Source organism: Aureibacter tunicatorum (assembly GCF_036492635.1).
GTDB classification, from domain to species: domain Bacteria; phylum Bacteroidota; class Bacteroidia; order Cytophagales; family Cyclobacteriaceae; genus Aureibacter; species Aureibacter tunicatorum.
On record NZ_AP025305.1, the window covers coordinates 721,888 to 748,754 of the forward strand.

General features: G+C 37.7%; 20 protein-coding genes. 4 read left to right on the plus strand and 16 right to left on the minus strand.

The window, feature by feature from the left end:
* Nucleotides 1–169 precede the first annotated feature (169 nt).
* Nucleotides 170–1,693, minus strand: a complete 1,524-nt coding sequence (locus AABK36_RS03140) for an NAD(P)/FAD-dependent oxidoreductase (protein WP_309937573.1) — start codon at nucleotides 1,691–1,693, stop codon at nucleotides 170–172.
* Between the two features lie 7 nt (nucleotides 1,694–1,700).
* The gene (locus AABK36_RS03145; protein ID WP_309937574.1) at nucleotides 1,701–3,119 is read right to left on the minus strand and encodes a spermine/spermidine synthase domain-containing protein; all 1,419 of its coding nucleotides are present in this window, start codon (nucleotides 3,117–3,119) and stop codon (nucleotides 1,701–1,703) included.
* A 195-nt stretch (nucleotides 3,120–3,314) separates the two neighbouring features.
* Here AABK36_RS03145 and AABK36_RS03150 point away from each other — a divergent pair, with 195 nt between their 5' ends.
* Together AABK36_RS03150 and AABK36_RS03155 are read left to right on the plus strand one after the other, a co-directional pair.
* On the plus strand, nucleotides 3,315–4,001 hold the full coding sequence (locus tag AABK36_RS03150) for a Crp/Fnr family transcriptional regulator (RefSeq protein WP_309937575.1): 687 nt from the start codon (nucleotides 3,315–3,317) through the stop codon (nucleotides 3,999–4,001).
* 98 nt (nucleotides 4,002–4,099) lie between these two features.
* Nucleotides 4,100–5,491, plus strand: coding sequence for a hypothetical protein (locus AABK36_RS03155; RefSeq protein WP_309937576.1), 1,392 nt, complete (start codon nucleotides 4,100–4,102; stop codon nucleotides 5,489–5,491).
* Nucleotides 5,492–5,539: 48 nt separating this feature from the next.
* Here the strand turns inward: AABK36_RS03155 and AABK36_RS03160 are convergent, their stop codons facing one another.
* The 5 genes from AABK36_RS03160 to AABK36_RS03180 form a co-directional block, all read right to left on the minus strand.
* Nucleotides 5,540–5,983: a hypothetical protein gene (locus AABK36_RS03160; RefSeq protein WP_309937577.1), complete on the minus strand. Its 444-nt coding sequence runs from the start codon at nucleotides 5,981–5,983 to the stop codon at nucleotides 5,540–5,542.
* A gap of 142 nt (nucleotides 5,984–6,125) precedes the next feature.
* Entirely contained in the window at nucleotides 6,126–6,386 is a 261-nt protein-coding gene (gene rpmA, locus AABK36_RS03165) for a 50S ribosomal protein L27 (RefSeq protein WP_309937578.1), read from the minus strand.
* Between the two features lie 8 nt (nucleotides 6,387–6,394).
* Complete coding sequence (gene rplU, locus AABK36_RS03170) at nucleotides 6,395–6,706, minus strand: 50S ribosomal protein L21 (protein ID WP_309937579.1); 312 nt, start codon at nucleotides 6,704–6,706, stop codon at nucleotides 6,395–6,397.
* A 131-nt stretch (nucleotides 6,707–6,837) separates the two neighbouring features.
* On the minus strand, nucleotides 6,838–7,722 hold the full coding sequence (locus tag AABK36_RS03175) for a Ppx/GppA phosphatase family protein (RefSeq protein WP_309937580.1): 885 nt from the start codon (nucleotides 7,720–7,722) through the stop codon (nucleotides 6,838–6,840).
* 10 nt (nucleotides 7,723–7,732) lie between these two features.
* Nucleotides 7,733–7,876, minus strand: a complete 144-nt coding sequence (locus AABK36_RS03180; RefSeq protein ID WP_309937581.1) for a hypothetical protein — start codon at nucleotides 7,874–7,876, stop codon at nucleotides 7,733–7,735.
* 183 nt (nucleotides 7,877–8,059) lie between these two features.
* On the opposite strand from AABK36_RS03180, the gene metH reads away from it, so the two are divergent.
* Both metH and AABK36_RS03190 read left to right on the plus strand, forming a co-directional pair.
* On the plus strand, nucleotides 8,060–11,785 hold the full coding sequence (metH, locus tag AABK36_RS03185) for a methionine synthase (protein ID WP_309937935.1): 3,726 nt from the start codon (nucleotides 8,060–8,062) through the stop codon (nucleotides 11,783–11,785).
* Nucleotides 11,786–12,269: 484 nt separating this feature from the next.
* Entirely contained in the window at nucleotides 12,270–13,154 is an 885-nt protein-coding gene (locus AABK36_RS03190; RefSeq protein WP_309937582.1) for a haloalkane dehalogenase, read from the plus strand.
* A 248-nt stretch (nucleotides 13,155–13,402) separates the two neighbouring features.
* Here AABK36_RS03190 and AABK36_RS03195 read toward each other — a convergent pair whose 3' ends face one another.
* The 9 genes from AABK36_RS03195 to AABK36_RS03235 form a co-directional block, all read right to left on the minus strand.
* Nucleotides 13,403–14,407, minus strand: a complete 1,005-nt coding sequence (locus tag AABK36_RS03195) for a hypothetical protein (RefSeq protein WP_309937583.1) — start codon at nucleotides 14,405–14,407, stop codon at nucleotides 13,403–13,405.
* A gap of 189 nt (nucleotides 14,408–14,596) precedes the next feature.
* Nucleotides 14,597–17,704: an efflux RND transporter permease subunit gene (locus tag AABK36_RS03200; RefSeq protein ID WP_309937584.1), complete on the minus strand. Its 3,108-nt coding sequence runs from the start codon at nucleotides 17,702–17,704 to the stop codon at nucleotides 14,597–14,599.
* Nucleotide 17,705: 1 nt separating this feature from the next.
* Nucleotides 17,706–18,734, minus strand: coding sequence for an efflux RND transporter periplasmic adaptor subunit (locus tag AABK36_RS03205; protein WP_309937585.1), 1,029 nt, complete (start codon nucleotides 18,732–18,734; stop codon nucleotides 17,706–17,708).
* A 37-nt stretch (nucleotides 18,735–18,771) separates the two neighbouring features.
* Nucleotides 18,772–20,082 (minus strand): TolC family protein, encoded by a 1,311-nt coding sequence (locus AABK36_RS03210; RefSeq protein WP_309937586.1) that lies wholly within the window; start codon nucleotides 20,080–20,082, stop codon nucleotides 18,772–18,774.
* 215 nt (nucleotides 20,083–20,297) lie between these two features.
* On the minus strand, nucleotides 20,298–21,476 hold the full coding sequence (locus tag AABK36_RS03215; RefSeq protein ID WP_309937587.1) for a helix-turn-helix domain-containing protein: 1,179 nt from the start codon (nucleotides 21,474–21,476) through the stop codon (nucleotides 20,298–20,300).
* Nucleotides 21,477–21,747: 271 nt separating this feature from the next.
* On the minus strand, nucleotides 21,748–22,446 hold the full coding sequence (locus AABK36_RS03220) for a DUF2490 domain-containing protein (RefSeq protein WP_309937588.1): 699 nt from the start codon (nucleotides 22,444–22,446) through the stop codon (nucleotides 21,748–21,750).
* Nucleotides 22,447–22,588: 142 nt separating this feature from the next.
* A complete protein-coding gene (locus tag AABK36_RS03225) occupies nucleotides 22,589–23,617 on the minus strand; it encodes a DKNYY domain-containing protein (RefSeq protein WP_309937589.1) in 1,029 nt (342 codons plus the stop codon).
* A 316-nt stretch (nucleotides 23,618–23,933) separates the two neighbouring features.
* Entirely contained in the window at nucleotides 23,934–24,275 is a 342-nt protein-coding gene (locus AABK36_RS03230; protein WP_309937590.1) for an MGMT family protein, read from the minus strand.
* Entirely contained in the window at nucleotides 24,276–26,687 is a 2,412-nt protein-coding gene (locus tag AABK36_RS03235; RefSeq protein WP_309937591.1) for a TonB-dependent receptor, read from the minus strand.
* Nucleotides 26,688–26,867 lie beyond the last annotated feature (180 nt).

Below are 26,867 nucleotides of genomic sequence, written 5' to 3' on the forward strand. Positions count from 1 at the left end.
ATGTGCAAATTATTGAATTTTATTGCATTAAAAAAATAATTAATACGTTTTTTGATTTTTAAAATTAAATTAATGAAACATTTTAGTATTTATTTAAAATTACTTACTGAGTTTGTTATGTGTATTTTTTTAATTTAAAATAAAATTAATTGACTTGTTGGTTTGTTTGTTAATTCAAATGCTTTATTGCTGAAATACCTGAATCAACGGCTTCAAATAACAAAGGAAGTCTTGAATTGTCCACGCCTGCAAATACAAAATTGCTATACTTTCGATTTTCATTTAAGTCATTGAATAAGTATCCTGGTTTCGGTATCGGCATAGCATGTCCCATAACTTTGATATAGACTTTTTCAATCAGACTATGCATAGATTGATCAAAGTATTCTTGAAGAGTCTTGATGCTAAGGGCTTTAAGTCGTTTTGGAAATTCAGGATTCATCAATTCGTTTCTTTCGTTTGGAGGGAAACAATAGTAGAGGTTCAGTATTCTGTTTTTGTCAGAAAGTCTATGCTGGCTAAAGGAGTCTACAAAGCCCAGAAAGTTTTTGTTGGAGTTGTTGAGGAATTCGTTTTGCCAGAATACTTTTTTTCTTTTAATTCGGGCATTTTTTTTAAGTGCAATGTTGACGATAGCCCAGGGAGAGTAAGTTGTTGGAGGCAAACTATGGCTGATTTCGGGAAATATATATTTCAAGGCATGTTTATGGCCTGCGTAAATGACATTGTCAGTTAAGTAAGTGTCAACTCTATTATTGGGTATGTTTAGCGATTCTACAAAGAATTGCTTGCCATTAGTATGTGGGCGAATGTTGATTGTTAGGTTTCTTGTTTTGAAGTTCTCGGTATTTAATCCAGCAATGATCTTTTGGGCGAAATAATCATTTCCCTCAGGTGGCGAGAATAATTCCACATTCTCTTTGTAGTAGTTTCTGCAAGTGTAATAATGGATGCCTGCCAAAGCGGATATTGTTTCACTACCAGCCCCATAGTCGTCTTTCATTTGATAATCAATGGCGTCGATCATTCTTTGAGAAAGGTTTAGGTTGGATTGCTCTAGAAAGCTTTTAAAGGTTATGTTGTCCAAGTTCCGAATATTGGAATCAATCAGTCGAGTTGGCATGCTCATCTTGCCTACATATTGGGAGAGATGATCAATGAATAACTGCTTTTCATTAGTGTTGGGCAGTAATGGCTCGAATGAATTGTTGTTATAGCAAATGCTTTCTCTTTTTTGAGGTATTAAATGTTGATGATCCGTGAATCTCCATTTTTTGTCAATGGCATCTTGATAGATGATATTTTTTGATTCAAAGAAATTCAAAACATCCTTGCCATAGTATTCAGGGTAAGCCAAGTCATAGTGAGCGCCTTGGCCGAATTTGACTCCCTTATGGTTGTGGCTGTCTGAGCTTCCTCCTAGTCTATCTGAAAGCTCTAATAGTTTATAGTCTTTGTCTTTTAATGCCCCTGCAGCGCTTAGGCCTGCAATTCCTCCTCCGACAATCAAAAATTCTGTTCGAATGTTGTCATCGGATTTTTCAAAATTATTTTTCCTTAATACCATATGAGCCGAGTGGGCGTCATTTCTAACTTCAAGAGGAATTTGGCTAATAGAATCGTTTTGACAACCGATTAGAGCTAAATTAGCAGAGGCTAAAGTGGATATTTTAATGAACTGTCTTCGTTTCATGTTGAGTTTAAAAGCTTAAATTTTTTCGCCCTTCTTGATAATGTTTTACAATGATATGGTTTGATTGGCGGTTGACAGGTATGGAATCGATTATAAATTGGCTTTTTCCAAAATGGCTGATAAGCTCAAGTGCGCTTTCGTTTAGCCAGATTGTAGAGGAAGGTATTTCTATATTTTTGTATTGGTGTTCGATACTGTCTCTTGATATTTTGCTGGCATAGATCCAGGACCATTCGCCTATGGTAGGGATGGAATTATGCAATGCTTTGTTGTTGAATCCGACTTCTTGTATGGTTTTGTCAATAATGAGAGGTAGTGTAGGTGTGTAAAATGGACTTAAGGATTGTGTGACGAAAGCTCCATCATCATTAAGTAGTTTATGGATGATAGCATAAAATTCAAGGGTGTAATACTTTGAGTAAGACTCATTGTAAGGGTCTTGAAGGTCAATATATATAAGATCGAATGTTTTTTCCGCATTGCTTAGTAGATGATCAATGCTGTGTGAATATGTGGAGTCTAAAGAGTGTTTTTGCTCTGTTTGTGTGAAATAATTAAGAAGTTTATGGTCAAATGGAGCATGAAGAATCTTTCCTTCGTAGCCTGTTTCTCTTAAGGTTTTACTTATGCGATTATTTTCATTTCCTAGTATAAGAATATGTTGTGGAGTGTCGCTTTGCATGAGGTACGCTGGAATCACCATTGGTTCATAATACATATGCATGTCTAAAGTGCTATGCTGTAACTTTCCGTCAACATAATTCCACTGATTATTTCGCCATTCTGTAATAACAAGTTCATGCTTGTTGGTGCTTAACTGAGCCAGAATTTTATCATCAAATTTGTTTTGTGTTGAGATTGGGGTGAAGCTTGAGCTTGATATTGAAAAGAGCAGCGCTAAGCTTATGGTAATTTGAGCTAAGTATGTTTTTTTATTATGAATAATAAATATTGTTATGGCAGCGAGACTAAGCAATACCATTGCAAGGGTGAAGGATAAAAACAAATAAGTGAAAAAAGCTATTAGAAGAGCTGTGCCAGTGACAAGTGTAATAAGGTTTGTTTTTTTGAATAAAGCACCAAAGAGGGCTCCTGATGATATGAAAAATACCGTAAACATAATGATGTGAAAAGTGGGCGTCAAAAAGCTCTTGCTGATGAATAAATCCAGAGCGTTTGTGGAGTAAGTTGCTATAGCTGTAAGTGCGGCAAAGGCGGGAAGTAAGATTTTTGCAGTATTATTGCTTGATGCTCTGACTCCTCCTATAGCTCCCACATAAAAAATCACAAGCATCGAAAAGCTTTGGAATGTGATGTGGATGTTGGTGTAATGAAAGAAGTAGTTTGACTGCTTGTCAAGCAATACCCCAGCACTATATATGAATATCGACAATAATGATAGCAGAGCTATTTTCGATTTTGTCATAGATTCCCTAGTTTAATTTTTGGTAGAGAGGATTTATAATGCGCTAAGTTATCAATCTCTGGTCAATGGTGAAAATTAATTTAGCTTGAGAGTTATTGAGAGGTTTTCGGAAAAGCATTTTCAGTAGATATTTTCCTTCTTAAAGTGAAAATTTATTATCTTGTCTTGTGTCGAATTTCAACAAATCATATTGCCATGTCCGATAGCATTTGGTTCTTTGATAATGTTAACCTGTACGATGTGCTGTGTCCGCATAAGCTGAAAGAATACCAAGAGAGTCATTTCAAATCATACGATAAGGGAGAGTTTGTGTACTTCAAAGAAGACGCTTCCAAGATGATTTATTTGGTGAGCAAGGGGAAAGTTAGGGTTGTGAGTTACACGCCTGATGGGGAAGAGGTTGTCAAGTCTGTATTGTCCAAAGGCGAGATATTTGGAGAGATGGCTTTATTGGGAGAACAGGAGCGTAAGGATTTCGCAGTTTGCGCCAGTAAAAACGCTACAATATGCCAATTGAGTGTGGATGACATGCATTTGATGATGAGAAAAAATAATACAATCAACCTGAAAATCTATAAGATTATTGCTTTTAGGGTACGCAAGTTGGAGCGAAAACTGGAATCGATGTTATTCAAGGATGTGAGATCTCGTTTGATGGAATTTTTAAAAGATCTTATTGAGGAGCGTGGAGAGAGGAGAAATAGCGTATGCGTCATTACTCATCCTTTTACGCAGAAGGATATAGCTGATTTGGTTGGCGCCAGGCGTGAAACTGTCACAAGCATACTCAATGACTTGAAAGATGGAGGTTTTTTGGATTATGATAGAAAGTCAATCATCATCACTCAAGAGGGCTTGGAGCGTTTAGGAGTTCGCGTTTAATAACTATTTTTTAGCCAAAGGGTTAATACTGTGCGAATCTGCATCAGTATATGTTTCAAAGTTCAAAAAATCTTTTACAGCAAAAGAAAAAGCAACCAATGCAAAGAGTTGCTTCGTCAAGTACTTATGGAGGAGACCATGTTTATCAAAGAGCGATGGTTGATGTCATAAATGGGGGCATGCCTATTCAAAGAAAGGTTTATTTGGATAATAGCCTTGAGCCTTTGAAATCCTATGAGGGCTTGCCAAGCGGTTTGAATTTGAAATTAATACAATATACAACGGATAAGGAGTCTATGGAGGCTTCCGATAGGGAGATTGCGGCTAAGCTGTATGATATTTTTCATTCTGATATGAGTTTTAGGATTCCGGGAGATGCGAGTTGGGATTTTGTGAAAAGCATGCTTTCTCTTCCTTTGGGCGATGAAGTGGCGATGAACTTTCAAAGAGGGGATCTGTTCGCGGGCGAAGGTTATGAGAAGCATGAGGCTTCTATAAAGCGCCATTTTCCAGGAGCGAAAGCGGACTATTTGTCAATAGAGGCTTTGATGAAGCGGTTTGATATTGATGGGGAAATTCAGGATTTTGATTCCTTCAATCGAAGAATCACAAATATTGTAACGTTGATGAATTTGCGTATCAAAGAGAAAGACCCGAATTTCATAAAAACCTTAACTTCCTTGAATACAAATCTTGTTAAGCGAAGGGTTCGCAAAGATGCTAATCATGTCAAAAATGCCATGATTTCATTTAGAATAAAAAATGGTGATACTCTTCACTTTGAATTGAATGGAACCAATGATGCAGAAGTGATCAGGCATTTGGTCGCTCAAGATGATAATTACCCTCCACAATCACCCAACGCTATATTACACTATTTATATGAAGCAAAATTTACTTGTTCAGGATTGGAGGACATTGATGGATCTGTAAAGTTTTATCGCAATGGACGGATGGTAAGAGCACCTTGGGATGATTCTCCGGAATTATGGGCATTGGCTGAGAAGAAAAGGTTGCCAGAGGTTGGCGCTAGTGGAGGTTCAGTGATGGGTTACGAGGTTTTGGGTTGGGATGATTTAGGCGATGAAGAAGCTCCGATGTTGTCTCCTATTCAACAAGCTCGTAGATCCGTGGTGATTATGAGGGATCGGCTTGATCGCTATACCGATGAACAGTTAATAAGAGGGTTTGATCGCAAGGGAGACGCTTTGGAAGAGACTGCTTGGAAAGTTCCTGACCATAGTTTGATTGCGAGCCAATTTGGTAGAGATGAAGAGCATAGGAAACAAATCCTTGAGCGCTTGAATTCAGCAACGACATTAGCGAAACAGCAGATGGAAAGCGCTAGCATGGAAGAGAAATGGTCTAAAAAGAAAGAGAAAAAGAGGAGCTCAAGTTCAAAAGCCGTAGCGGAGAGTCGAATGAGGCAATTTGAAGTAAGTCAAATTAATAATCCGCAACCAAGAGGAACTGGGGATGATGATTTATAGAAGAACAACGATTAGCCGAAATTTTTAAGGCTAATCGTATTCAAGTTTTTATTGAGGAGGGAGTCTTCTTTTAGGGTTGGACATGTTGAATATTTCTCTTCCCTTAAGTATGAGCTCGGTAGTGCTAGGCGAATCTACATGTATTAGCTCTACAACTTTGTTGGAAACATTGAGATTGTGTTTTTTAAGAAAACTGTCGAGTTTGTTGGCTTCGTTGCTGTGTCCATCGCCATGGCCTGCAAGTATGATTTTGTCGGCTTCGTCAAGTGCTTTAGCCACATTATGCATGTATTCAGGATATTCGGGAGTGCGTTGCCCTTTGAAATGCTCAGGTTGGAAATCCGCTTCAGTTTGTTTATGATGAATATGGTGTCTGAATCCATCTCTGTCGGTTTGGGTTACAATTTCCTCGTTCGGAGACTTGGCTTTGCCTTTGGGTTCGATTTCGTAAATCTTTGTATCGTGAGAGGTAACCATTGCGATAACTTTCATATGCTTAGTTTTTAATAGTGTTGAATATTAGTGTTATCAACAAAAACAGCCGATGAAAGATTTGGTTTAATTTTCTTTGAAACAAAAAAAAGCGCCTGGTTAAGGCGCTTCTTTCAATGTCTTTACTTTTGCAGTTGTTCTATTAAGCTTCAACAGCTTCAATAGAAACATAAGATCTGTCGTTTCTTCCTTTTCTGAAAGTAACAGTACCGTCGATCAATGCAAACAAAGTATGGTCTTTACCAATTCCTACGTTTTCGCCAGGATGGTGAGCAGTACCTCTTTGTCTTACGATGATGTTACCAGCTTTAGCAGCTTGACCACCATAGATCTTAACGCCAAGACGCTTACTTTCTGATTCTCTACCGTTTTTAGATGAACCAACTCCTTTTTTATGTGCCATCTTTTATATTATTTAGAAATTCCTTTGATTAAAATTTTAGTGAACTGTTGTCTGTGTCCGTTCTTCTTCTTGTATCCTTTTCTTCTTTTCTTCTTGAATACTAGAACTTTTTCACCTTTTACGTGCTCAAGAACTTCAGCGTTAACTTTAGCTCCTTCTACTACTGGTGTTCCAACTTCTACAGCACCATCGTTGTCGATCAACAATACTTTGTCGAATTCTAGGGAAGCGCCAGCATCACCCTCCAATTTTGGAGCGTAGATGTACTGATCTTGCGTTACTTTGAACTGCTTTCCAGCTATTTCTACTATTGCGTACATTATGTTATTTAATTAAATTATCTCTAAAATAGACAAATGAGTTGCAAAGATACTGTCTTAAATCGAATATTACAACTCATTAGCAACTATTTTGCTTGAAAATACTCTGTAAAATATTGGCTTACAGTATTCTAGTTGTTGAGTATTTCCTTGTGCAAGGCTCTAATCATACCGTCTTTGAGGCCTACATTCGGAACGATCATATTTTGAATGCCAGCCATTTCCATCACAGATAGATAAATGTCGGAAGCAGGGATAATGACATCTGCTCTATCGGAGTTGAGGCTGAATTGGTAGATCCGGTCATCCAATTCGAAGCTGGCGAGCTCGGATTGCATGGTGCGCATCTCGATTTCTGTGATTTGGTCGCTTTTCTCCGGCTTCTTCTTCTGAATAAGCTGTGATAATTTATTGATGTTACCTCCTGTGCCAACAGCTGTGATGATGTTGTAGTCTTTTGGAAGGTGCTCGGAAAGCCAATTTTTCATTTCTTCCCATACAGAGTCTTCATGATCCAAATATCTGACGGATCCTATTTTGAAGGATTGGCCTTTTACAAATTGGTTTTTATGGTGGATATTGAGCTCTGTGCTACCTCCGCCTACATCGATATGGACGAATGTATCGTCTTGCATATGATCTGTAAGGGCGGTATTGAGTATTGAAGCTTCTTTGGTCCCGTCGATGACTTCCAGACAGATGCCCGTCAAGTTGAAAATTTCTCTGACGATTTCAGCGGAGTTTTCCGCTTCTCTCATCGCGGATGTCGCGTAAGCGGAGTATTCATCCACATCGTATAGTTCCATTAATAATCGGAAAGTCTGCATCAGTTTGATGAATTTGGTTTTTCTTTTAGAACTGATTTTTCCGATTTTGAATACGTCTTTCCCAAGCCTCAGAGGGTAACGAACGTATTCGATTTTTTTATAGCGAGTTTCTACACCTTTTCCTTCTATTACTGCAGAAATCTGGATGCGGGCGGCATTGGATCCGACATCGATGGCTGCAATTCTCATAAGCTATATTTTAATATTCGTAATTGGCGCCTAAGTATTTTCCATTTTCAGAGATCTGTCGAGCAAATCCCATGACTCTTTTCGCTTGCCACTTGACGCCTGAAAAAGTGGATGAGAGCCATTCATTAGGATACTTAAATATAATTATAAGCATTAAAAACTCCTTGTTTGTTCCGTTTTTTTGAATTTAAAATCTGGAAGAACGGACATTGGCAAGACAAAATGAGTCATAGAGCCATCTATTTGGACAATTTGGACTGCACTACAATGAAATTCGCTCTTATTTTCTTAAAATAGTATTTGATTTGGAGCCTATGGGCTTGATGAAAAGCAAAATATCAAGAGAGCGATGAATATCAGAGATTTATTGAAAGAGAGAATTTTGGTGTTAGACGGAGCCATGGGAACCATGATCCAAAGACACACATTGGAAGAGGAAGATTTTAGAAACGATGACCTAAAGGATCATCCATGTCCCTTGAAAGGAAATAATGACTTGCTTTCAATAACTAGACCTGAAATTATCAAGGATATTCATCGCGCGTACTATGAAGCTGGCGCTGATATTGTTGAGACGAATACTTTCAGTGGAACGACTATAGCTCAAGCGGATTATCAGCTTGAGGATTATGTTTACCAGATAAACTTTGAGTCTGCGAGACTTGCTAAAGAAGCGGCGGAGGAGTATACAACTAAAGATCCTTCAAAGCCACGATTTGTTGCTGGTTCTATCGGACCAACCAATCGTACGGCTTCACTATCTCCGGATGTAAATGACCCTGGATACAGGGCGGTAACATATGATCAATTGGTGGAAGCTTATTACCAGCAAGTGGAAGCTTTGACAGATGGAGGCGCTGATATATTGTTGGTTGAGACTGTGTTTGATACGCTTAATGCTAAAGCAGCATTGTTTGCCATAGATAAATTATTTGATGTAAAAGGTAGGTCTTGGCCAATTATGGTGTCGGGAACGATTACTGATGCTAGTGGTAGAACTTTATCGGGACAGACGACTGAAGCATTTTGGAACTCTATAGCTCACTTGGATATTCTTACGGTAGGTCTTAATTGCGCGCTAGGGGCTGACTTGATGAGACCTTATGTTCAAGAGCTTTCAAGAGTTTCTAGCATATTCACGAGTGTGCATCCTAATGCAGGACTTCCCAATGAATTTGGGCAATATGATGAAACTCCGGAATATACGGCTTCAGTGATCAAGAGTTTTGCGGATGAAGGATTGGTGAATATTGTTGGTGGATGCTGCGGTACGACTCCTGATCATATTCAAGCTATTTCTGAGGCTATTAGGAACGCAACACCAAGGGTTATGCCTGAATCAAGCACTAACATGCATTTGAGCGGCTTGGAACCTGTTACAATCAAGCCAGATACGATGTTTGTCAATATCGGCGAGCGTACCAATGTAGCTGGTTCGTTAAAGTTCGCTCGTTTGATTCGTGAAGAAAAGTATGATGAAGCATTGACTATTGCATTGCATCAGGTAGAAGGCGGCGCTCAAGTCATTGATATCAATATGGATGATGGTATGCTTGATTCTGAATATGCCATGAAAACGTTTCTTAATCTGATGGCGTCTGAGCCAGAGATTGCCAAGCTTCCGTTTATGATTGATTCTTCCAAATGGTCAGTTATTGAGACGGGATTGAAGTGTGTGCAAGGTAAAGGCATCGTCAATTCAATTTCACTGAAAGAAGGCGAAGAGAAGTTTAAAGAATATGCGCGTAACATATTAAAGTATGGAGCGGCGACAGTGGTTATGGCTTTTGATGAGGAAGGCCAGGCGGATTCATATGAAAGAAGAATAGAGATCTGCAAAAGATCTTATGATATATTAGTAGATGAGGTTGGGTTTCCTCCTCAAGATATTATTTTCGATCCAAACATCTTGACTGTTGCTACAGGTATCGACGATCATAATAACTATGCCGTTGATTTTATCGAAGCGACAAGGTGGATCAAGCAAAATTTACCGCATGCTAAAGTATCCGGTGGTGTGAGTAATATTTCATTCTCATTCAGAGGAAATAATGTGGTAAGAGAAGCGATGCACTCAGCATTTTTATTTCATGCGATTAAAGCCGGCCTTGACATGGGGATTGTTAATGCGGGTATGATTGAGGTTTATGAAGAGATTCCAAAAGACTTGTTGGAGCATGTTGAGGATGTATTGTTAAACAGAAGAGAAGATGCTACAGAGCGTTTGGTTGATTTTGCTGAAAAAGTAAAAGGCGAAGGAGGCAAGAAAAAAGTTGTAGACAATTCTTGGAGAGAACTTCCGGTACGAGAGCGTCTAAGCCATGCTTTGGTGAAAGGTATTGTTGAGTTTATAGAAGAAGATACTGAAGAAGCGAGACAGTCTGTAGATCGTCCAATACAGGTGATCGAAGGCCCGCTGATGGATGGAATGAATATCGTTGGGGATTTGTTTGGAGAGGGGAAAATGTTCCTTCCTCAGGTAGTGAAAAGTGCCCGAGTGATGAAAAAGGCAGTTGCTTATTTGATTCCGTTTATTGAAGAAGAAAAAGCAAAGAATCCCGAGTTGTCTCAAAGTTCTTCTGCCGGCAAGATTTTAATGGCTACGGTAAAGGGAGATGTGCATGATATCGGCAAAAACATTGTAAGTGTGGTATTGGCATGCAACAATTTCGAAATCGAGGATATGGGAGTGATGGTTCCTTTGGAGCAAATTCTTCAAAAAGCCGAAGAGATCAATGCGGATATTATCGGGCTTAGCGGGTTGATTACCCCTTCTTTGGATGAGATGGTATATGTCGCTAAAGAAATGGAACGTCGAGGCATGGATACTCCGCTTCTGATTGGAGGCGCTACAACTTCACGTATACATACAGCAGTGAAAATTGATCCCAACTATAGCGGATCAGTGGTGCATGTATTGGATGCATCGAAAAGTGTTCCTGTGGCTAATGCCTTGATTAATGGTAGCAAAGAGGATAAAGAAAAGACGATACAAGGAGTTAAAACGGAATATGCTGGTTTGCGTGACGCGCATGCCGCCAAGCAAAAAGTAAAGTCTTATTTGACTTATTCTGAAGCGCAAAAGAAAAAGGTGAATATCGACTGGGAAAATACTAAAATAGTCAAGCCTTCTTTCTTAGGAGCTAAGACGTTGAATGATTTTCCATTGGAAGAAATTTTTGAGTACTTTGACTGGACTCCATTCTTTATTACTTGGGAGCTTACTGGCAAGTATCCTAAGATTTTCAATGATCCAGTGATTGGTGGAGAAGCGAGAAGGCTATATGATGATGCTATAGCTTTGGCTAAACGAATCATTGATGAAAAATTATTTTCAGCGCATGCGGTATTTGGATTCCACCCTGCCAATAGCGAAGGAGATGATATTGAACTTTATGAGCATGAAGGAAATGCAGAAAATCGCTCTGAATTAAGTTATAGACTGCATCATTTGCGTCAACAGGGGAAGAAGGCTGCTAGTTTGCCAAATATCGCTTTGTCTGACTTTGTCGCGCCTAAATCAAGTCAGCGAGAGGATTACATGGGATCGTTTGTCGTTACAATCAAGGGCGGTGAAGAACTTGCGAAGAAATTTGATGCGGATCACGATGATTATAATTCGATCATGGCAAAAGCTTTGGCGGATAGGTTTGCGGAAGCATTCGCTGAATTGCTTCACCAAAAAGTGCGTAAAGAGTATTGGGCTTATGCGGCAGAGGAAGATCTGGAAAATGACGATTTGATTCGTGAGAAATACAATGGGATTAGACCTGCGCCGGGGTATCCTGCTTGTCCTGATCACTTGGAAAAAAAGACGCTGTTTGAAATGCTTGATGTAGAAGAGCAAATTGGCTGCACGCTTACTGAAAATCTTGCTATGTATCCTGCAGCTTCTGTCAGCGGATGGTATTTTGCCCATCAGGATAGCAAATACTTTGGCCTTGGCAAAATAGGAAAGGATCAAGTAGAAAGCTATGCTGAGCGTAAAGGTTTGACAATTCAAGAAGTAGAGAAGTGGTTAGCGCCGGTATTGGCATATGAGCCTGAAGCAGTTGCTCAATAGGTATTAGAGAAATTAAGCTATTTACAATCCCGTTTTTTAATATAAGAAGCGGGATTTTTTTATTCATATTATTATTTTCTGAAGCTTTATAAAACTATTTTATATTGAAATAATATTAAAAAACTCAACCATTATTATTCATTGTCGTAGATAATCTATATGAATTTTGATAATAAAGTTCTTGTTTAATAATTTCTAAAACTAAATATTAATCACTTTGAAAACATTTTTGATTTGGTGTTTGCTACTTTTTTTCTGTTGGCCTTTGGCTATATTGGCAATCTTTTTTTATCCTATAGTTTGGCTATTGTTCATTCCTTTTAGGCTTGTGGGGGTTGCTGTTGACGGTGCTTTGGAGTTAGTGAAGTCAATTATTTTTTTACCATCCAAGATTTTAAATTTTAAGAGTTAATCCGAGTTGGATTGATATTAATTATATAGGCATTAGAATCGTTTTGCCTGATTTTTTCAAATTCGTTTTTCAATGGAAGTATTAAAGCCTGATCTAAATACATTTAAGTTTATCAGAGACTTTTCATATCAAGAGAATTATATAGCGTATGAAAACATGCATATGCATTATATCGACGAAGGAAATGGAGAAGTTATTTTAGCATTGCATGGAGAGCCAAGTTGGTCATATTTGTATCGAAAGTTTATTCCAAAGCTGGAAAATTATAGATTTATCGCTCCAGACTTAATCGGTTTTGGCAAATCGGATAAGATTGTAGGCGCAAAGAACTATTCATTTGAGTTGCATTTTCAATCACTCGTGAATTTGATCGAAAAATTGGAGCTTGAAGATATAACATTAGTGGTACAAGACTGGGGAGGACTCTTGGGTTTAAGCTTGTTGGGTGAATATCCCGAGAAGTTCAAAAGAGTTGTGATTATGAATACTTTTTTGCCCATTGGCAAGCCTTTGTCTCCATTTTTCAAAGTTTGGCAGCTTTTTGCAAGATTTCACCCGTCATTGCCTATAGGCAAGATTATTCAAGCGGGAACATATAATAGACTTGACCAGGAAGTGCTTGATGCATATAGAGCTCCTTTTCCAAATCGAAAGCATAAAGATGGAGCGAAAGCTTTTCCTTTGCTTGTACCCTCTTCTCCACAACATGATGGAGTGGAAAGAATGAAGAAGGCCAGAAATGCCTTGTCAGAATGGAATAAACCAGCTTTAATAATATTTTCAGATAAAGACAAAGTTATGAGCGGTCTGGAAAACTTCTTTTTGAGGTTGTTGCCTTCAAATGATTTGCTTCAAAAAGTCACGATTAAGAATGCTGGCCATTTTTTGCAAGAAGAAAAAGGTGAGGAAATCGCTGAGCATATCGATGCTTTTATAAAAGAATCAGAACAGGCTTAACAGCGAATTATTTTGATTTAATATCACAAAGTGAGAATTTAGAATTATTGAAGTTTGGTTTATTTGAGAGATTCAATAAGTATCAGTCTTTTTAATACTATTATTGAAATTTAATCGATTAAAAAACATCGAAGAGAATTATGTAGAAAAGGTTTATTGTTTGTGTTTAACTAGATTTAAGCTAATACAGAAAGGCTGGAATCATATTATGATGTTTCCAGCCTTTAATATTTATTGATATAACAATTTTATAAATCCTCAAAGAAATCGCCTACGACATCGCCAATATCTTCCGTTAGCCCTTCTGTCAATCCTTCAGTGAGTTTTTTGACTAATTCTGAGATTGTTGCTACTGGATTTTCGTTAGGAGTATTGTTAGCTTCGGATGGATCTTGTGTGTAAATTTTTACTTTTCCATTTGAGCCAATTACAGCTTTTCCTTTTTCGTTATTGTAATTTGTGAAGTATTCCGGTTTGTCTTTTTGAGGTAGAATGTGTCCGTAGCCTATATGTCTTCCAACTATTTTTTTAGCTTCTTCGACAGGTATGTCTTCTACACTGTTATAGTCCTTTAATTTAAGGTATCTTTCAATTCCTTGATTCGATACAGGAAAAATAGAAAATGGTTTTCCTAAATTATTAAGAAGGTCATCCAGTTTGCTGTCTAGGTCTTTCACTCTAACTAATAGCTTGTAGAATTCATAATAATCTGGATCGGATTTCAATATATTTAATATATTGCTTGATGAGTGAAATTTCTGTGTGCGATAAATTTTACCAAATGGTTCCTCTTTGTAAAAGTCAGCTTTTACTCCATCAATATATAATTGTCCGTCTTTTTTGGAAATATGCGCTTTAATAGGATTGCCATAAGAGTTGTCGGCAACAGTATTGTATAGCTTTTTGCTGAAGTTGTCGTCATTATCATCGTTTTTGATCAAATTGATGCCTACAATTCTGTCGATATCTTCTTGGTCAAAATTATTGTACTCATCATCTGTGAACGTCTCTTTCAAAGCTTCATCCGATGGCACAAATACATCAACTCTGTATGGAAGCTTCTTGTCAAACTCTGTGTAGTATTTCGACTTTTTATACAATTGGCCAAACTTGCTGTCTCCGTATTGGGATAATACTTGCTGACTTACAGTTTCGGGTGCCGAGTTGTCGTCGCTGTTGTTACAAGCTGAGAAAAAGACAATAATACCTGTAAGGAGATAAAGCCAGTTTCGTTTTGTTGAGAATTTCATCATAATTTGTTATTTGATATTTACTATTCATGTAATCTGCTTATGATGAATATGTTTTGTTGATGTAGTATTATATTGCTTGGTTTTGAAATTTATATTTACAGAAAACGACAATAAAGAGCTCGTTTGAAATGACTAAAAAATGAAAGTCATTAGTGCTTTAATCATTTCAAACGAGAATCTAGAAGATAATTAACTGTTGCTAAAGCTTTCTTGAGTGAGCTTAACGATCTTTTTTTGTCGAACCTTTTTGTTTTTTGCGATGTAGAAAAGTGATGGAATGACATAAAGGGTCAATATTGTTGCTGTTATCATTCCTCCGATAGTAACAATAGCCATAGGCGTGCGATATTCAGCCCCAGCATCACCGATGCCAAGCGCATTGGGTAGCATGCCGGAGATAATAGCTGCTGATGTCATTATTACGGTTTTCATTTTTGTCTTGCAAGCTTGCAATGTGGCTTTTCGAATTGGAAGTCCATGGATATTGTGAAGTTGGCTGGTGTAATCGTGGATAAGAATTGAGTCATTTACTACTAGGCCAAGAAGTGTGATGATGGCGAGTACCGACATGATATTCAATGATGTTCCTCCCAAGAACATGAGTAAAAATACACCAATCATAGCCATTGGGACAGTAGTGAAAATTATGATCGGATGCCAAAAATTTTCCAATAACGAGGCTAAAAGCATGTACATCAAGATGATTGCAAGAATCAATGTTACGAGCATGTCAAACCCCGCGCTTTCCATTTCTTCAATATTTCCAGACCAACGATATGAAACGCCTGAAGGCAATTCAATTTCAGACATACGCTTGTCAACAGCTTGTTTGGCATCTCCCTGAAGAACAGAAGCTATCGGCGTAGCGGAAAATTCAATAGAATTGATTTTATCTATTCTCAATACTTTGGATTCGGATTGCTTATAGTTCACATTCGTTAACTGGTCGACTCTATAGGTTCCCTTAGATGTGAAAACAGGAATAGCGTTTACTTTGTCGATTGTATTAACATGATTATTGGGCAAGCTCAATGTTATATCATATTCCTTGCCTTTCTCTTTGAATACTGAAGCTTTGAGACCATTTATGTTGTTTCTGACAGTAAGCGCAACATCGTAAGGGTTGGTGTGGGTGTCGGCCATGAGGTGCAACTTTGGCTCAAGAACGATCTTAGGGTTTCCTGGTCGATAAGTGGATTGCGAATTAAGTAGTTCTGGCATGTTTTTCAATGCTTTTTCTACCTTTAGAGAGGCTTCTAATAATTTTTTTTGATCAGAAGACTGAAGAATAAGCTGAAGAGGAGTACCAGAATCATCGCTGCTTTTGGTAGAGACCATTGGGATGATTTCTGGTATCTTATTCAACTCTGTGTTCAATAAAGCAGCAAACTCTTCATTGCTGAAAGTTCTATTCTTTTTGGAGTTTAGCTTCAGGTGTATTTTGGCATAATTGGAGCCTATTGTTGTGTTGTTTTTTTCTCCAACCATGCTAACAATTGATTCCACTTCTGCATGTTTGGAAATATTGTCTTCGACTAACTTAAGCAATTCACCCGTCTGATTAAGTGTGGATCCTGATGGCATTTCCAGTTCAATATAGACATCGCCATTGTCTTCTTTGGGTTCGAATTCGAAACCTATGAAGGGAAGCAATTCAGTTGTTAAAATGAAAACGCCAATCATGATGGCGAATAAAATCAGCGGCCTTTTTTTGTTTTTAATCAAAGCGCTCAAGCTTCTTTCATATTTGTCTTCAAGGATACCAAACAATGCATTGATAAATTTTGAAAAACGAGAAGCTTTGCTTTCTTTTTTAAGTAGCACGCTGGCTAGCATTGGAGTCAGCATAAATGAGACTATCAATGAAATGATAGTAGCTGCGGAAATTGTAAGCGCGTATTCTTTAAAAAATGCTCCAGTCATGGAATTCATGGAAGCAATGGGAAGGAAAACGACCAAATTTGTTCCTGTGGAAGCGATTACGGCCATCATAACTTCTTGGGTTCCGGAAACAGCCGCTTCTTTGATATCCATTCCTTCGCGTTTTAGCCTTAATATATTGTCTATGACAATAATGGAGTTTGAAATCAAGGCTCCTACTGCTACTGAGAAACTCATTAATGTCATCATATTGAGCGAGCCATCGATTTGTTGTATTGCGACAAAAGTAGCGATCAAGGAAACGGGAATAGAAATGCTTACAATCAATGTTGTTCGAGCGTTGTTCAAGAAAAAGTAAAGGATTAGCCCTGTGATTAATATTCCGAGTCCAACATTTACAAGTGCGTCGTCTACAGAGCTTTTGGTATAAACGGAATCGTCAATTGGAATATGTATAGCCATTCCATCGGGAAGCTCTGTTTCAATTTGTTTTGCAAGATTTTTTATATCCTCAGCGACTTGTACTGCATTGGCTGTTGAATTTTTGCTGACCTCAATAAATACACAGTTGTAATGTCTTTTTCCGGAAATGTTGTCATAGTATATTGATCGTTTTTTAATTGTCTTTGTGGAGTCGACAATTTGGGCAAAGTCTCCAAGACGCTTTCGCCCTTTGGCCGTCATGATATAGCTATCGTTTAACGCTTGAATGGTTTCGAATCGTTTTCCTGTTTCAATGGAAAACTGGCGATCCTGATTGATAAAATCCCCTCCGGTTAATCTAGTGTTTGTCGAGCCAATTCCAGTAGCAAGATCTTCTAGGCTAGTGTTCATCTCGATAATTTTGATGGGATCTGCTAATATTTTGATTTCCCTTTCCGCGCCTCCTTTTATTTCAACTTTGGAAGTGCCATTTAGCTGATTAAACCGATCTTTGAGATGGCGGTCTGCGTAATCATAGATTTCGCTGATAGATTTGTCTCCAGTTAAGATCATTTTAATGACAGGAGCTTCTGTGAAATTTATAGTTTCAACAGTTGATTTTTCGGCTTCTTTTGGAAGCTTAGGTACTGCGAGCTCAAGTTTGGCTTTCACATCATTAAGCGCTTTGTCGGCATTTTTATCCGCGTAAAATTCTACGGAAATTATCGATATATTTTCCATAGAGTAAGATCGAAGGTTTTTAATACCGCTTATTGTGGCTACTTCATCTTCGATTTTTTCCGTAATATCCGAGGCGATGGTTTCCGGATCAGCCCCAAGATATGGGGTTGTGATGGTAATATATGGAGCCGACACTTGAGGAAGCATATTTACGGGAAGCTTGAAATAGCTTAGAATTCCAAACAATAAAAGCCCGAGAAATAGCATGGTGGTAGTGACGGGACGTTCTACAGCAAATCTGGTTATTTTCATTTTATTTAGTCATTTCAATGTTAGCACCTTCATTCAATTTTTCTTTGCCATCGATAACAATGTATTCGCCAGCTTCCAAACCGCTTTTGACTATAAAGTCCAAGCCTTTGATGGCGATGGGGTGAATTTGCTTTTTGCTTGCTCGATTGTTATGAATAGTATAGGCGTAGAATTTGCCAGATTCTTGTTTTACCGACTTCCAAGGAATTATAATAGCGTTTTGTAGAGTTGTTTTTTCAATGGAAGCCTTGAGTGTTCTGCCTTCCAAGTGTTGCGGAGTATTTTCATTGAAAGTCGCTTTGACACGATAAGCTTTCGCATCAGAATCCATTCGGAGGCTTTTGTGAGTGATTCTGCCATTCAGAGTTGTTTTTTCATCAATGAGGCTTACTTTGTTCCCAAGATTGATCATGTTTAAATCTTGGCTAGGGATGAAAAATTCGATTTCAAGAGCTCTGGTGTTTGAGATGGAAAATAATGGTGTTCCCACAGCTACTTCTTCGTTTTGCTTGACAAAAATCTCTGTGATCGTTCCTGCAAATGGAGCTTTGAGAACATTAAGTTGTTTTGAGTTTTGCAAGGCCTTGTATTGAATATCCATTTTGTTTTTAAGCTGAGAAAGCGAATGCTTGGATACAGAGCCTGCCTCAAATAGTGTTTTTTGTTTTTCGTAAGTGTCTTTTAATTGATCGTAAGCAAGTTGAGCTTGGTCTATTTCAAATTGGTGAAGAATTGGAGGAAAGGACATGATTTGCTGGCCTTTTCGTATCTTTTGTCCCGTTTTGACATTTAGATTTGTTACTCTTCCTTGTACTTCTGACGTATAAGTTGTTGCTTGGACGTAATGAGCTGTGCCATAATATTCCTTTTCAAGGATATAGGTTGCGGGCTCAATTTTTTGGGTACGAACTTGCACGGTTTCTTGAGGCTTGGAAGTCGTTAATTCCTTTTCGTCTTTTGAGCCACAGGAAGCCAAATAAATTCCGATGGTCAGTAATATGATTTTAATTATTTGTGAATGATAAGTCATAGCTAAATGTTCTTAAAGTAAAAGCAGTTTTAAAATGTTATTGGTTGAGTATGCGCTCAATATCAAGTATGGTGGTATTGTAGTCCAAATATGAATTGAGCAATCTTAATCTTGCTTGGGTTAAACTAAGCCTGATCTCTTTAAATTCGATAGCTGTCAATGTTCCTTGCTCTAGGCTTTTTTCAGCGATCAAAACTTCTTCATTGCTTAGCTTGATAATCTCTTTTTCTTCTTCAATTTTTTGCAATGACGTCTCAAGAGTTAGTTTAGCGTTTCGCAATCTAGTTTCTAGTTGGCTTTGTTTTTCAAACATTTCCAATTCCGTACGATTAAGCTCTATTTTAGACTTTTGTAGCTTTGAGGTATTGAATCCTCCGGTGAAAATCGGTATTTGGATAGCAAGTTGAGCAAAGAGTAGATTATTGGTGTTCTCTATTTGAAATTGATTGCTCATGGTATTGAAGTTGTAACCAAAAGTGGTTTTCAAGCGAGGCATCCAATGTAACTCATTTGCCCTGGTCTGTTGCTTGATTATGGATACTTGTTGGTCGAGAACTTGCAATTCCTGATTATTGCTCAAGTCTAATGATGGGTTTTGTGCGCTAAGGTTTTTTGTAAATAGAGATTCAAGATTTCCCTCCGGCTCAAGATGACGATCCAAAGGCAATTGAGCTAGCATTTTCATTTCATTGAGCAGGGATTCATAACCATTTTTAGCGGAAGAGAGCAAAGGCAAGGATTGCTTGTAGTGGATTTCCGATTGGAGGTTTTGAATCCTGCTTATGAATCCTTTATCGTATAGCTTTTGATTATGCTTCCATTGCTCGTGGGCAATTTGTTGATTCTTTGTCAGCACTTTCACCGCTTCTTTTGAATAAAGCGCTTGCCAGTAAAGCTTAGTCGCATGATGTAGAAGTTCGGATTCGCTCAATTCATGATTAAGCTCGGCAAGCTTTTTAGATAGTAAGCTTATTTTATAGTTTGCCATTTCTATTGGAGCGAAAAGGACTTGTTCAGCTACTGCATTGGCATTTATTTGATTGTTGAAATTCGATTTGAATTTGCTTCCGAACATGTCCCCTTCTTCGTCAATGTACATGTAGGTGTCATTGAAGTCTCGTTGATAGTTGGCGTCAGCATGTATTTGGGGTAATAATGGCGACCGAGACATTTTACGATCTTCTTCCGCAAGATCGATTTGGAGCTTACTTTGTTTGAGGGATAAGTTTTGCTTTGATACTAGATTAAGGTACTGCTCTAAAGATATGGTTTGAGCTGTGCTTTTATCAATGCAATTTAAGAATACAAATAATAAAAGTATCCAGAACCGACTCTGTTCTTTTCTCATGTGTGTTATTGTATTTGTGATTAATAATGACACAAAAGAATTGAACAGTGGTAATTTTATCGAACAAGATTATAAATGGGGATAAAGTATCCCGTTTTTTTATGTCCCGTTTTATAATATGGTAGGTTGTTTTATTTGCAAGTTATTGATTTGTAGTGTTTTATAGTTTTGTTAGTAGTTGGATGGAAAATCAGAGGAATATTTAAGGGGATGGTTTATTTGGAGGCTTGATTCATTTTTTTGAACTCGGATGGAGTTTGATTTGTATGTTTTTTAAAGGCATTGTAAAATGTAGTCTTGCTGTTAAAGCCTACTTCGAACGCCAAGGCAAGTATGGTGTATTTTTTCGAATCATCGGAAAGCAATAACTCTTTAGCCGCATCAATTCTGTATTGATTTATAAAGTCAGAGAAGCTGACACCTGATTGCTCATTTATAGATTGAGACACTCGATGCACAGTTGTGTCAAGTGCGTCTGCCAAGTCTTTTATTCTGCATTCAGGGTTTTGATAAATTTGCTTGGTTTTCACAAGCTCATTGAGTTGAAGCCATAATTCTTGAGATTTGTCTTCAGTAAGGTTAGAGTTTTCATATTTGCTTTTTGAGGAACTGTTGTTTTTTTCATCCTCTGATTTTTCTGTTAGAGATTCTGTCCTGAAGTATGGCTGTGGAGCGAATATAGGAAAGCGAAATGAATAATATACCAAGGCCATGATTGTCAGTGATACAGATAAAGACTCGATGCGATATGACAGTAATATATTTTGGGGAGTAATATCAATGATGGAAAAGCCAATAAACAATATTGTGGATAAAATCAGCAAAAGGCTAATAGTGCCTTTAATCCATTGATAATGGAGCTGAATCATGCCTGCCGGAGGATCTTGCTTTGCTTTTTGTTTAAGTTTGAAAAGCGTGAAGCCAAGACAGAATATATTGATCGCTGATGAAATGATATAAATTAATATGAATATGGAATGCTTTTCTACATACATAAGCAATTCTTCAGGAGAGTAAATTGATAAATTTGTATGCAAAATTTCAGGGTCGTCAATCAATACAGTCGCTACTTTGGAAATAGTGTAAATCACAATGAAATAAAACCAGTGATTGACTTTAATATCAATTTTGAATAAAAAGTATGTGTAAATAAGAAAAAGTGGGCCAATTAGATCGAAAAAGATATAGGATAAACCTACAAAATCCTGAATGGTATCATTTTGCACAAAAAAACTGTCTAGAAAATAATGTGCATTGATAATCAATATGGCTATGAGTGTTCCTTTAGCCTTGTTGTTATTCAGCAGGCTGCCCGCATTGCAAGTGATCGCAAGGATTAATAATAGGCTTAAAATGATACCAAGCAATGGAAATGCACCAAGTACTGAACTCATATAAATTATGATTTTTTTATAGGAAAACTTAATCGTAAAATTATAAGTTTTTTTTGAGAATTCATTTGTACTAAAACCATTTTAAATATGGACGTTTTTAAACGTGTCAATGGACGTTCAATCTCATTCTCGTTAGTGCGATGATGTAATAGTATAAGCGTAAGTAGAATTTGGGATATTTAACCCTTTATGCCATTAGCGAATCTAGTTAATGTGGGAAAATCATAGAGTTCTATGAATGACTCTATGATTTTTATTTTTCAAAGTTGTGTTAAAAACGATGATGAAGACTTACTTGCAATTGATTTTTATTCATTGCGTTGGAGAATTGACGCATAAGGCCTAGTTGCACTCTTGCGTTTTTCTTGATGGCATAGCCAACTGCTCCATAAAGTCTGTCGCGATCAAATAATTCTACGCTAGTCCCTTCTCCTATATCTTTTTGGCCATTGATGAATATTTCATTGTAAAAGCTCAAATAAAATGTATTGTCAACAATTTCGGAATTATTAAGAGGCACATTCAGGAAAATATTATATCGAAGCCTTGTTCTGAAATCTTGGTCTTCTACAAACCTTTGCTCAAAGCGGAATCTATGGGTTAGGTAGAATCGGTTTCCAATCTTGTTAGGCACTAAAGCCTCTTGATAGATTCTGCTTTCTTGCCTTGTGTCATTGCTTTCGCCATACGCTCCACTAGTGATATGAGCGTAGCCTAAAGTGAATTTGATTTTGGCATTTTGAGGTTTGTAAGTGATGCCGCTTCTTATCAATAGTTGCTCGAGATCTCCTCCGAGATTCCAGTTACGGTATTGGATATCTCCCTGGACTCCCCATGGGCCTTCTTTGAAGGTTGTGTTGAAAAAGTACATATACCATGCGCCTAACTTTTCGTCATTTGATTGACAGGTTCCCCATTTAGGCATGAAAATGACGATGAGCAATGTGAAGAGTATTTGTTTTCTTCTCATAATTTTGCTTGCGTTTTGTAAAATGATTGTTTTATAAATAAAATTGAATTTTAAATATAATTGAATTTTAAATATAATTGATAAAAATCATTTACGCGTAGTTTTATGAAAAATATGAATTGCTCAATTTTTAGTCTCGAAACTAAGGTTTTGTGGATTGAATAGAATCGCGATTTCCATTTGCATGATAAATATAGCTGGCATCTTCATAGTAAGGTCCGAACTCGCCGTCTATTTTTTTGAGGCTCTCGAAATCCACATTTGCAAATCTGCTTGAATGAACGTAAAGGGCATCTTTGTCTCGCTTGAAAGTAGATTCCAAAATTTCAAAACTGCCAGCGTCTGCTTCTGTAAGCTCTCTTGCATCATAGTAAATTTTGTCATCGACTTTTATAAAAGCGTGGCCTAAATCGGTAATGTTTTCTCGACTATTGTAAGGGATCTTGATTACTTTGTTGACAGTTTCCCCTCTATAGTTGTAGGAATAGTGATAAAGAAAGTTGCTGCCGATAATATATTCGTTGTTGAATTTTTCAATATTGGAGTTTTGTAATTCAATGGTCTCGAATGATATATTGCCTAATGAATCGATAATATGGCTTGGCAAAATGTACAGGAATTGATCATCTTTGGCAAATGAGTCGTCTAGCTCAACAAATGATTCATACTCTACTTTGGCTCTATGGTATTTGTAAAAGTAATTGAAAGCGTCTTTAGACCATAACGATTTGGATGGTTCGTCTACGAATGTGTTTGGATCAGCGCCTTTAACAGATAAAATAGGTTTGGGGCCATAAGTCCAGTCCTCTCTGTTCATGACAAATACCTGATTGGCGTCTTTTGCAAAAGCGATATCAAGTATTTGGAAAGTGTTTGAATCAATTCCCAAATAGTCAAGCGATTTATCCGCATAGTAATAACCATTTTTATCTTTAGCCCAGTAGTAATCATCCAATGGCTTGAAACTAGCCAAGTCCAAGCCTTCAGGCATATCTCTTTGGCCTAATTCAAACCAATTGCCCATGGGGCAGTAGAGAATTTTTTTGCCATTCAGAGAATAATAATAATTGTCGTTTCCTTTTTTGACTTTTTCTCCCAATGAATCGCAGGAAGTCAATGCTCCAACTAGCAAGAAAATTAGCGTATCGATAGGACCGCGCCTTTTCTTCATGATTTTTTTCGCGATGTAGTTAAATAGCACTAAGCTTATAAAAATAGAGGTTTTCGGATATTCTAAAAGGTAATTCATGGGCAGAGCGTTTGTTTCACTGAGTCAAGAATAAATTAATACGCTAAAGGTTGAATTGCAATATTAAATAATAGAAAGGAATACGCATCCCTTGAAATAGGGATTATATATAATGATGATATGCGAGAAATGACTTGAAAGGTGAGAGATAGTGGTAAAGCGATAAGAAAATTCGTCAAATATTTTAGAATTAATAGTGAAGGCTCCGTTCATGTTTTTTTGAATGAACGGAGGCTTTTTATAGTTCCAGTTCTTCGTTTGGATTCCAAACTACGTTTTTGAAATTCAAAATTTTGTCGTTTTCGATTTCGATGCCTTCGCTTTCCAGCAATTCTTGCATGCGACTTGGAGGAGTGAAGTGGGCTTTGCCTGTGAGCAAGCCGATACGATTTACAACTCTATGAGCAGGCACTTCTTCCAAAGTGTGGGCATTGTTCATTGCCCAGCCGACCATCCTTGCGCTTCCTTTAGCGCCAAGATACTCAGCGATAAGCCCATAACTGCTTACTCTGCCCTCGGGTATCAATTTTACGACTTCGTAAACGTCTTCAAAGAAGCTGTATTTGTCTTTTTTTGCCATTTATAATTCGATTATAATCCCAACGGATGGGATCGTGGTGCCGGAGGAAGTATCCAAAAAGTCATACAGATAAGCACTAGGATTGTTAGGATCTGTAATAGGAACTCCAGCGGCGTCTCTTTGCACATCTATGACAGGTTGAAGCTGCGTTTCATAGCCATAGAAGTTTTGAATATCGAAATAAATATTAAGACTCCATTTATCAAAGTAGTATTTTTTGTCTATTCTGACGTCAAGGGAATGGGATGCGTCAAGTCGCTGAGTATTCAGTTGGTCATAATCAGGCACGCTTCGTCCACTGATGTCCCAGTTGGCTTTATTGACTGTTGCTTCTACATCATAAGGTGTGTAAGGATTTCCTGCATTGAATCTCCAGCGCATTCCCAACTCCCAGTTTCGTTTGAATTTTTTCCCGCCTGACAAACTGATCAAATGCCTGCTGTCCCAAGATGAAGGGACGAATGCTCCATTTTTGTCTGTGAATTCGCTTCTAACCCAAGTGTATGTAGCTATTCCATAAAACCCTTTCCATAGTCTTTGTTGGTACATGAATTCGACTCCGTAAGATCTTCCTTTGCCTGATGAGTTGGCTTCGTCATTTCCTATTACGCCGAAATCTCCGCCCAGATTTGCCAAGTTGAGAGAATCTCTCAATAGGAATGGGTACTGGTCATAATGCTTGAAGAACCCTTCAACAGTGAATCTTCCATATTCATTAGCAAGGTATTCAAAACCTCCGACGATTTGCTTGGAGCGAATGTATTGAAGACCATTGTCGACATTGACAAGTTCCTGCTGATTGTTTCTGAATCCCATTGTCGTGAATGGAGGCAATTGATAATATATGCCTGTGTTGAAATTTACAGCCCATCTTGGATTGAGCTGATAAGAAGCTGAAACTCTTGGCGAGAATTGATCCAAGGGATTGCTCATATAGGATGAATAGTCATTTCCATCCAGTCTAGCTCCCAGCGAAAGCGTTAATTTATTGTCAAGGTAGCTATTGCTGATTTGGAAGTAACCTCCATATAAATTCAAATCCAAATCGGATTCATAGATTGATGTGACAGGCCCCCCTGAAGTGGGTGTCATGCTCATATTATTGGTGTAGAATTGGGCATATTCATAGTTTATGCCATAGCTTAATTGATAATTGCCGATTTTACGATAATCTTCAGCTCTGAATTTAGTTCCGATTTCGTAGGAGTCGTAGTCAAGAAGCTTGTTGTCTTCGCTACTGCTGTCATTGTCTTTGTATTTGTAGGCCATATTGCAAAGCTGGCTTCTGCTAAGCACGAAAGTGTAAAAGCCGTCTTTTCTAAAATGTTGATATTTAGCGCCCACAGTGTAATTCCATTGTTCGTTTACAGGCAGGTTGTTCAAAGTGTAGCGTTGTTCTCTGGTTTCATTGGCATCTGTATTGAGTTCAAAGTTGTCTATTGCGCCAATTCCCAAGATTGTCAATTGGTTCTTGTCATCGAATTTATGCTTTAGCTTGAATTGAGCGTCATTGTAAGTTGGCAAAAACGGCAAGTCAAGAGCTTTGAAAAGGAATTGCAAATAAGATCTTCTGGCAGAAAACAAATAGGTTGTCTTGTCCGAGATAGGACCTTGAACAGTCAAGCCTACATCAGTAGCTCCCACCACAGCATTTAAGGCAAAATGATCTTCATTACCGTCAGTTTGTATGAATTCGAATACAGAGCTTAATGTATTGCCTCGATTTGCAGGAAAAGCACCCGAATAAAAGTCGACTTTGTCAATGAAGTCGACATTGATCATTCCCACAGGACCTCCGGAAGCTCCTTGAGTTTGAAAGTGATTGATTACAGGGATCTCAATGCCGTCAAGGTAGTATTTGTTTTCGCTGGGAGCTCCGCCTCGAATGATGATGTCATTACGAAAGGATACTGTTGTGGATACTCCAGGCAGGGATTGAATAACCTTGGAAATATCTCTGTTTCCTCCTGGCATTCTTCTTACTTCGTCAGAGCCAATGGATCTTAAGCTTAGCGGGCTTTCTTCGGTTTTGTCAAATGGAGAAGCGGTTACCTCCACCTCGTCCAGTTTTAGTTCGGACTCGCCAAGCTCGAAATTCACAACAGTTGCTCTCGCATTTGTTACTCTTATTTCATAACGAGTTTGTGGAAGAAAGCCTATAGAACTGGCTTGCACATTATACAAGTCAGGCTTTAAGTTGTCGATGATGAATAGACCTTTTTCATCAGTTATAGAACCTAAGCTAGTGCCTAGTATGGCAACATTGGCAAAAGGAATAGGCTCATTATTGAGTTTGTTGACAACCTTACCTTTTATGACTCCTTTTTCTTGAGCAATTGCATTGATTGCAAACAAACACATGAAAAGTAAAAATACTTTTTTGGTTTGTAAATATGACTTTATTGTGTTCATGGTTGGGTTAATTGTAATCTTGTGTACTGGTCTTGAGCAAATATAAAATAATTTCTGTAAATACAAATGTTGTAGTGTTGTTTATTTTTTCATTTCAATTGTTAAACAAAAATTAAGTGTCGATTTTTCGGTTGTTGAGGAGAAATAAAGGATGTAAATTTGTTTTTCAACTGCTTAATA

What these genes read in the sequence shown, in the direction of transcription:
- AABK36_RS03140 (WP_309937573.1), bottom strand. Translation starts at nt 1,693, where the DNA reads ATGAAACGAAGACAGTTCATTAAAATATCCACTTTAGCCTCTGCTAAT.
- AABK36_RS03145 (WP_309937574.1), bottom strand. Translation starts at nt 3,119, where the DNA reads ATGACAAAATCGAAAATAGCTCTGCTATCATTATTGTCGATATTCATA.
- AABK36_RS03150 (WP_309937575.1), top strand. Translation starts at nt 3,315, where the DNA reads ATGTCCGATAGCATTTGGTTCTTTGATAATGTTAACCTGTACGATGTG.
- AABK36_RS03155 (WP_309937576.1), top strand. Translation starts at nt 4,100, where the DNA reads ATGCAAAGAGTTGCTTCGTCAAGTACTTATGGAGGAGACCATGTTTAT.
- AABK36_RS03160 (WP_309937577.1), bottom strand. Translation starts at nt 5,983, where the DNA reads ATGAAAGTTATCGCAATGGTTACCTCTCACGATACAAAGATTTACGAA.
- rpmA (WP_309937578.1), bottom strand. Translation starts at nt 6,386, where the DNA reads ATGGCACATAAAAAAGGAGTTGGTTCATCTAAAAACGGTAGAGAATCA.
- rplU (WP_309937579.1), bottom strand. Translation starts at nt 6,706, where the DNA reads ATGTACGCAATAGTAGAAATAGCTGGAAAGCAGTTCAAAGTAACGCAA.
- AABK36_RS03175 (WP_309937580.1), bottom strand. Translation starts at nt 7,722, where the DNA reads ATGAGAATTGCAGCCATCGATGTCGGATCCAATGCCGCCCGCATCCAG.
- AABK36_RS03180 (WP_309937581.1), bottom strand. Translation starts at nt 7,876, where the DNA reads ATGCTTATAATTATATTTAAGTATCCTAATGAATGGCTCTCATCCACT.
- AABK36_RS03190 (WP_309937582.1), top strand. Translation starts at nt 12,270, where the DNA reads ATGGAAGTATTAAAGCCTGATCTAAATACATTTAAGTTTATCAGAGAC.
- AABK36_RS03195 (WP_309937583.1), bottom strand. Translation starts at nt 14,407, where the DNA reads ATGATGAAATTCTCAACAAAACGAAACTGGCTTTATCTCCTTACAGGT.
- AABK36_RS03200 (WP_309937584.1), bottom strand. Translation starts at nt 17,704, where the DNA reads ATGAAAATAACCAGATTTGCTGTAGAACGTCCCGTCACTACCACCATG.
- AABK36_RS03205 (WP_309937585.1), bottom strand. Translation starts at nt 18,734, where the DNA reads ATGACTTATCATTCACAAATAATTAAAATCATATTACTGACCATCGGA.
- AABK36_RS03210 (WP_309937586.1), bottom strand. Translation starts at nt 20,082, where the DNA reads ATGAGAAAAGAACAGAGTCGGTTCTGGATACTTTTATTATTTGTATTC.
- AABK36_RS03215 (WP_309937587.1), bottom strand. Translation starts at nt 21,476, where the DNA reads ATGAGTTCAGTACTTGGTGCATTTCCATTGCTTGGTATCATTTTAAGC.
- AABK36_RS03220 (WP_309937588.1), bottom strand. Translation starts at nt 22,446, where the DNA reads ATGAGAAGAAAACAAATACTCTTCACATTGCTCATCGTCATTTTCATG.
- AABK36_RS03225 (WP_309937589.1), bottom strand. Translation starts at nt 23,617, where the DNA reads ATGAAGAAAAGGCGCGGTCCTATCGATACGCTAATTTTCTTGCTAGTT.
- AABK36_RS03230 (WP_309937590.1), bottom strand. Translation starts at nt 24,275, where the DNA reads ATGGCAAAAAAAGACAAATACAGCTTCTTTGAAGACGTTTACGAAGTC.
- AABK36_RS03235 (WP_309937591.1), bottom strand. Translation starts at nt 26,687, where the DNA reads ATGAACACAATAAAGTCATATTTACAAACCAAAAAAGTATTTTTACTT.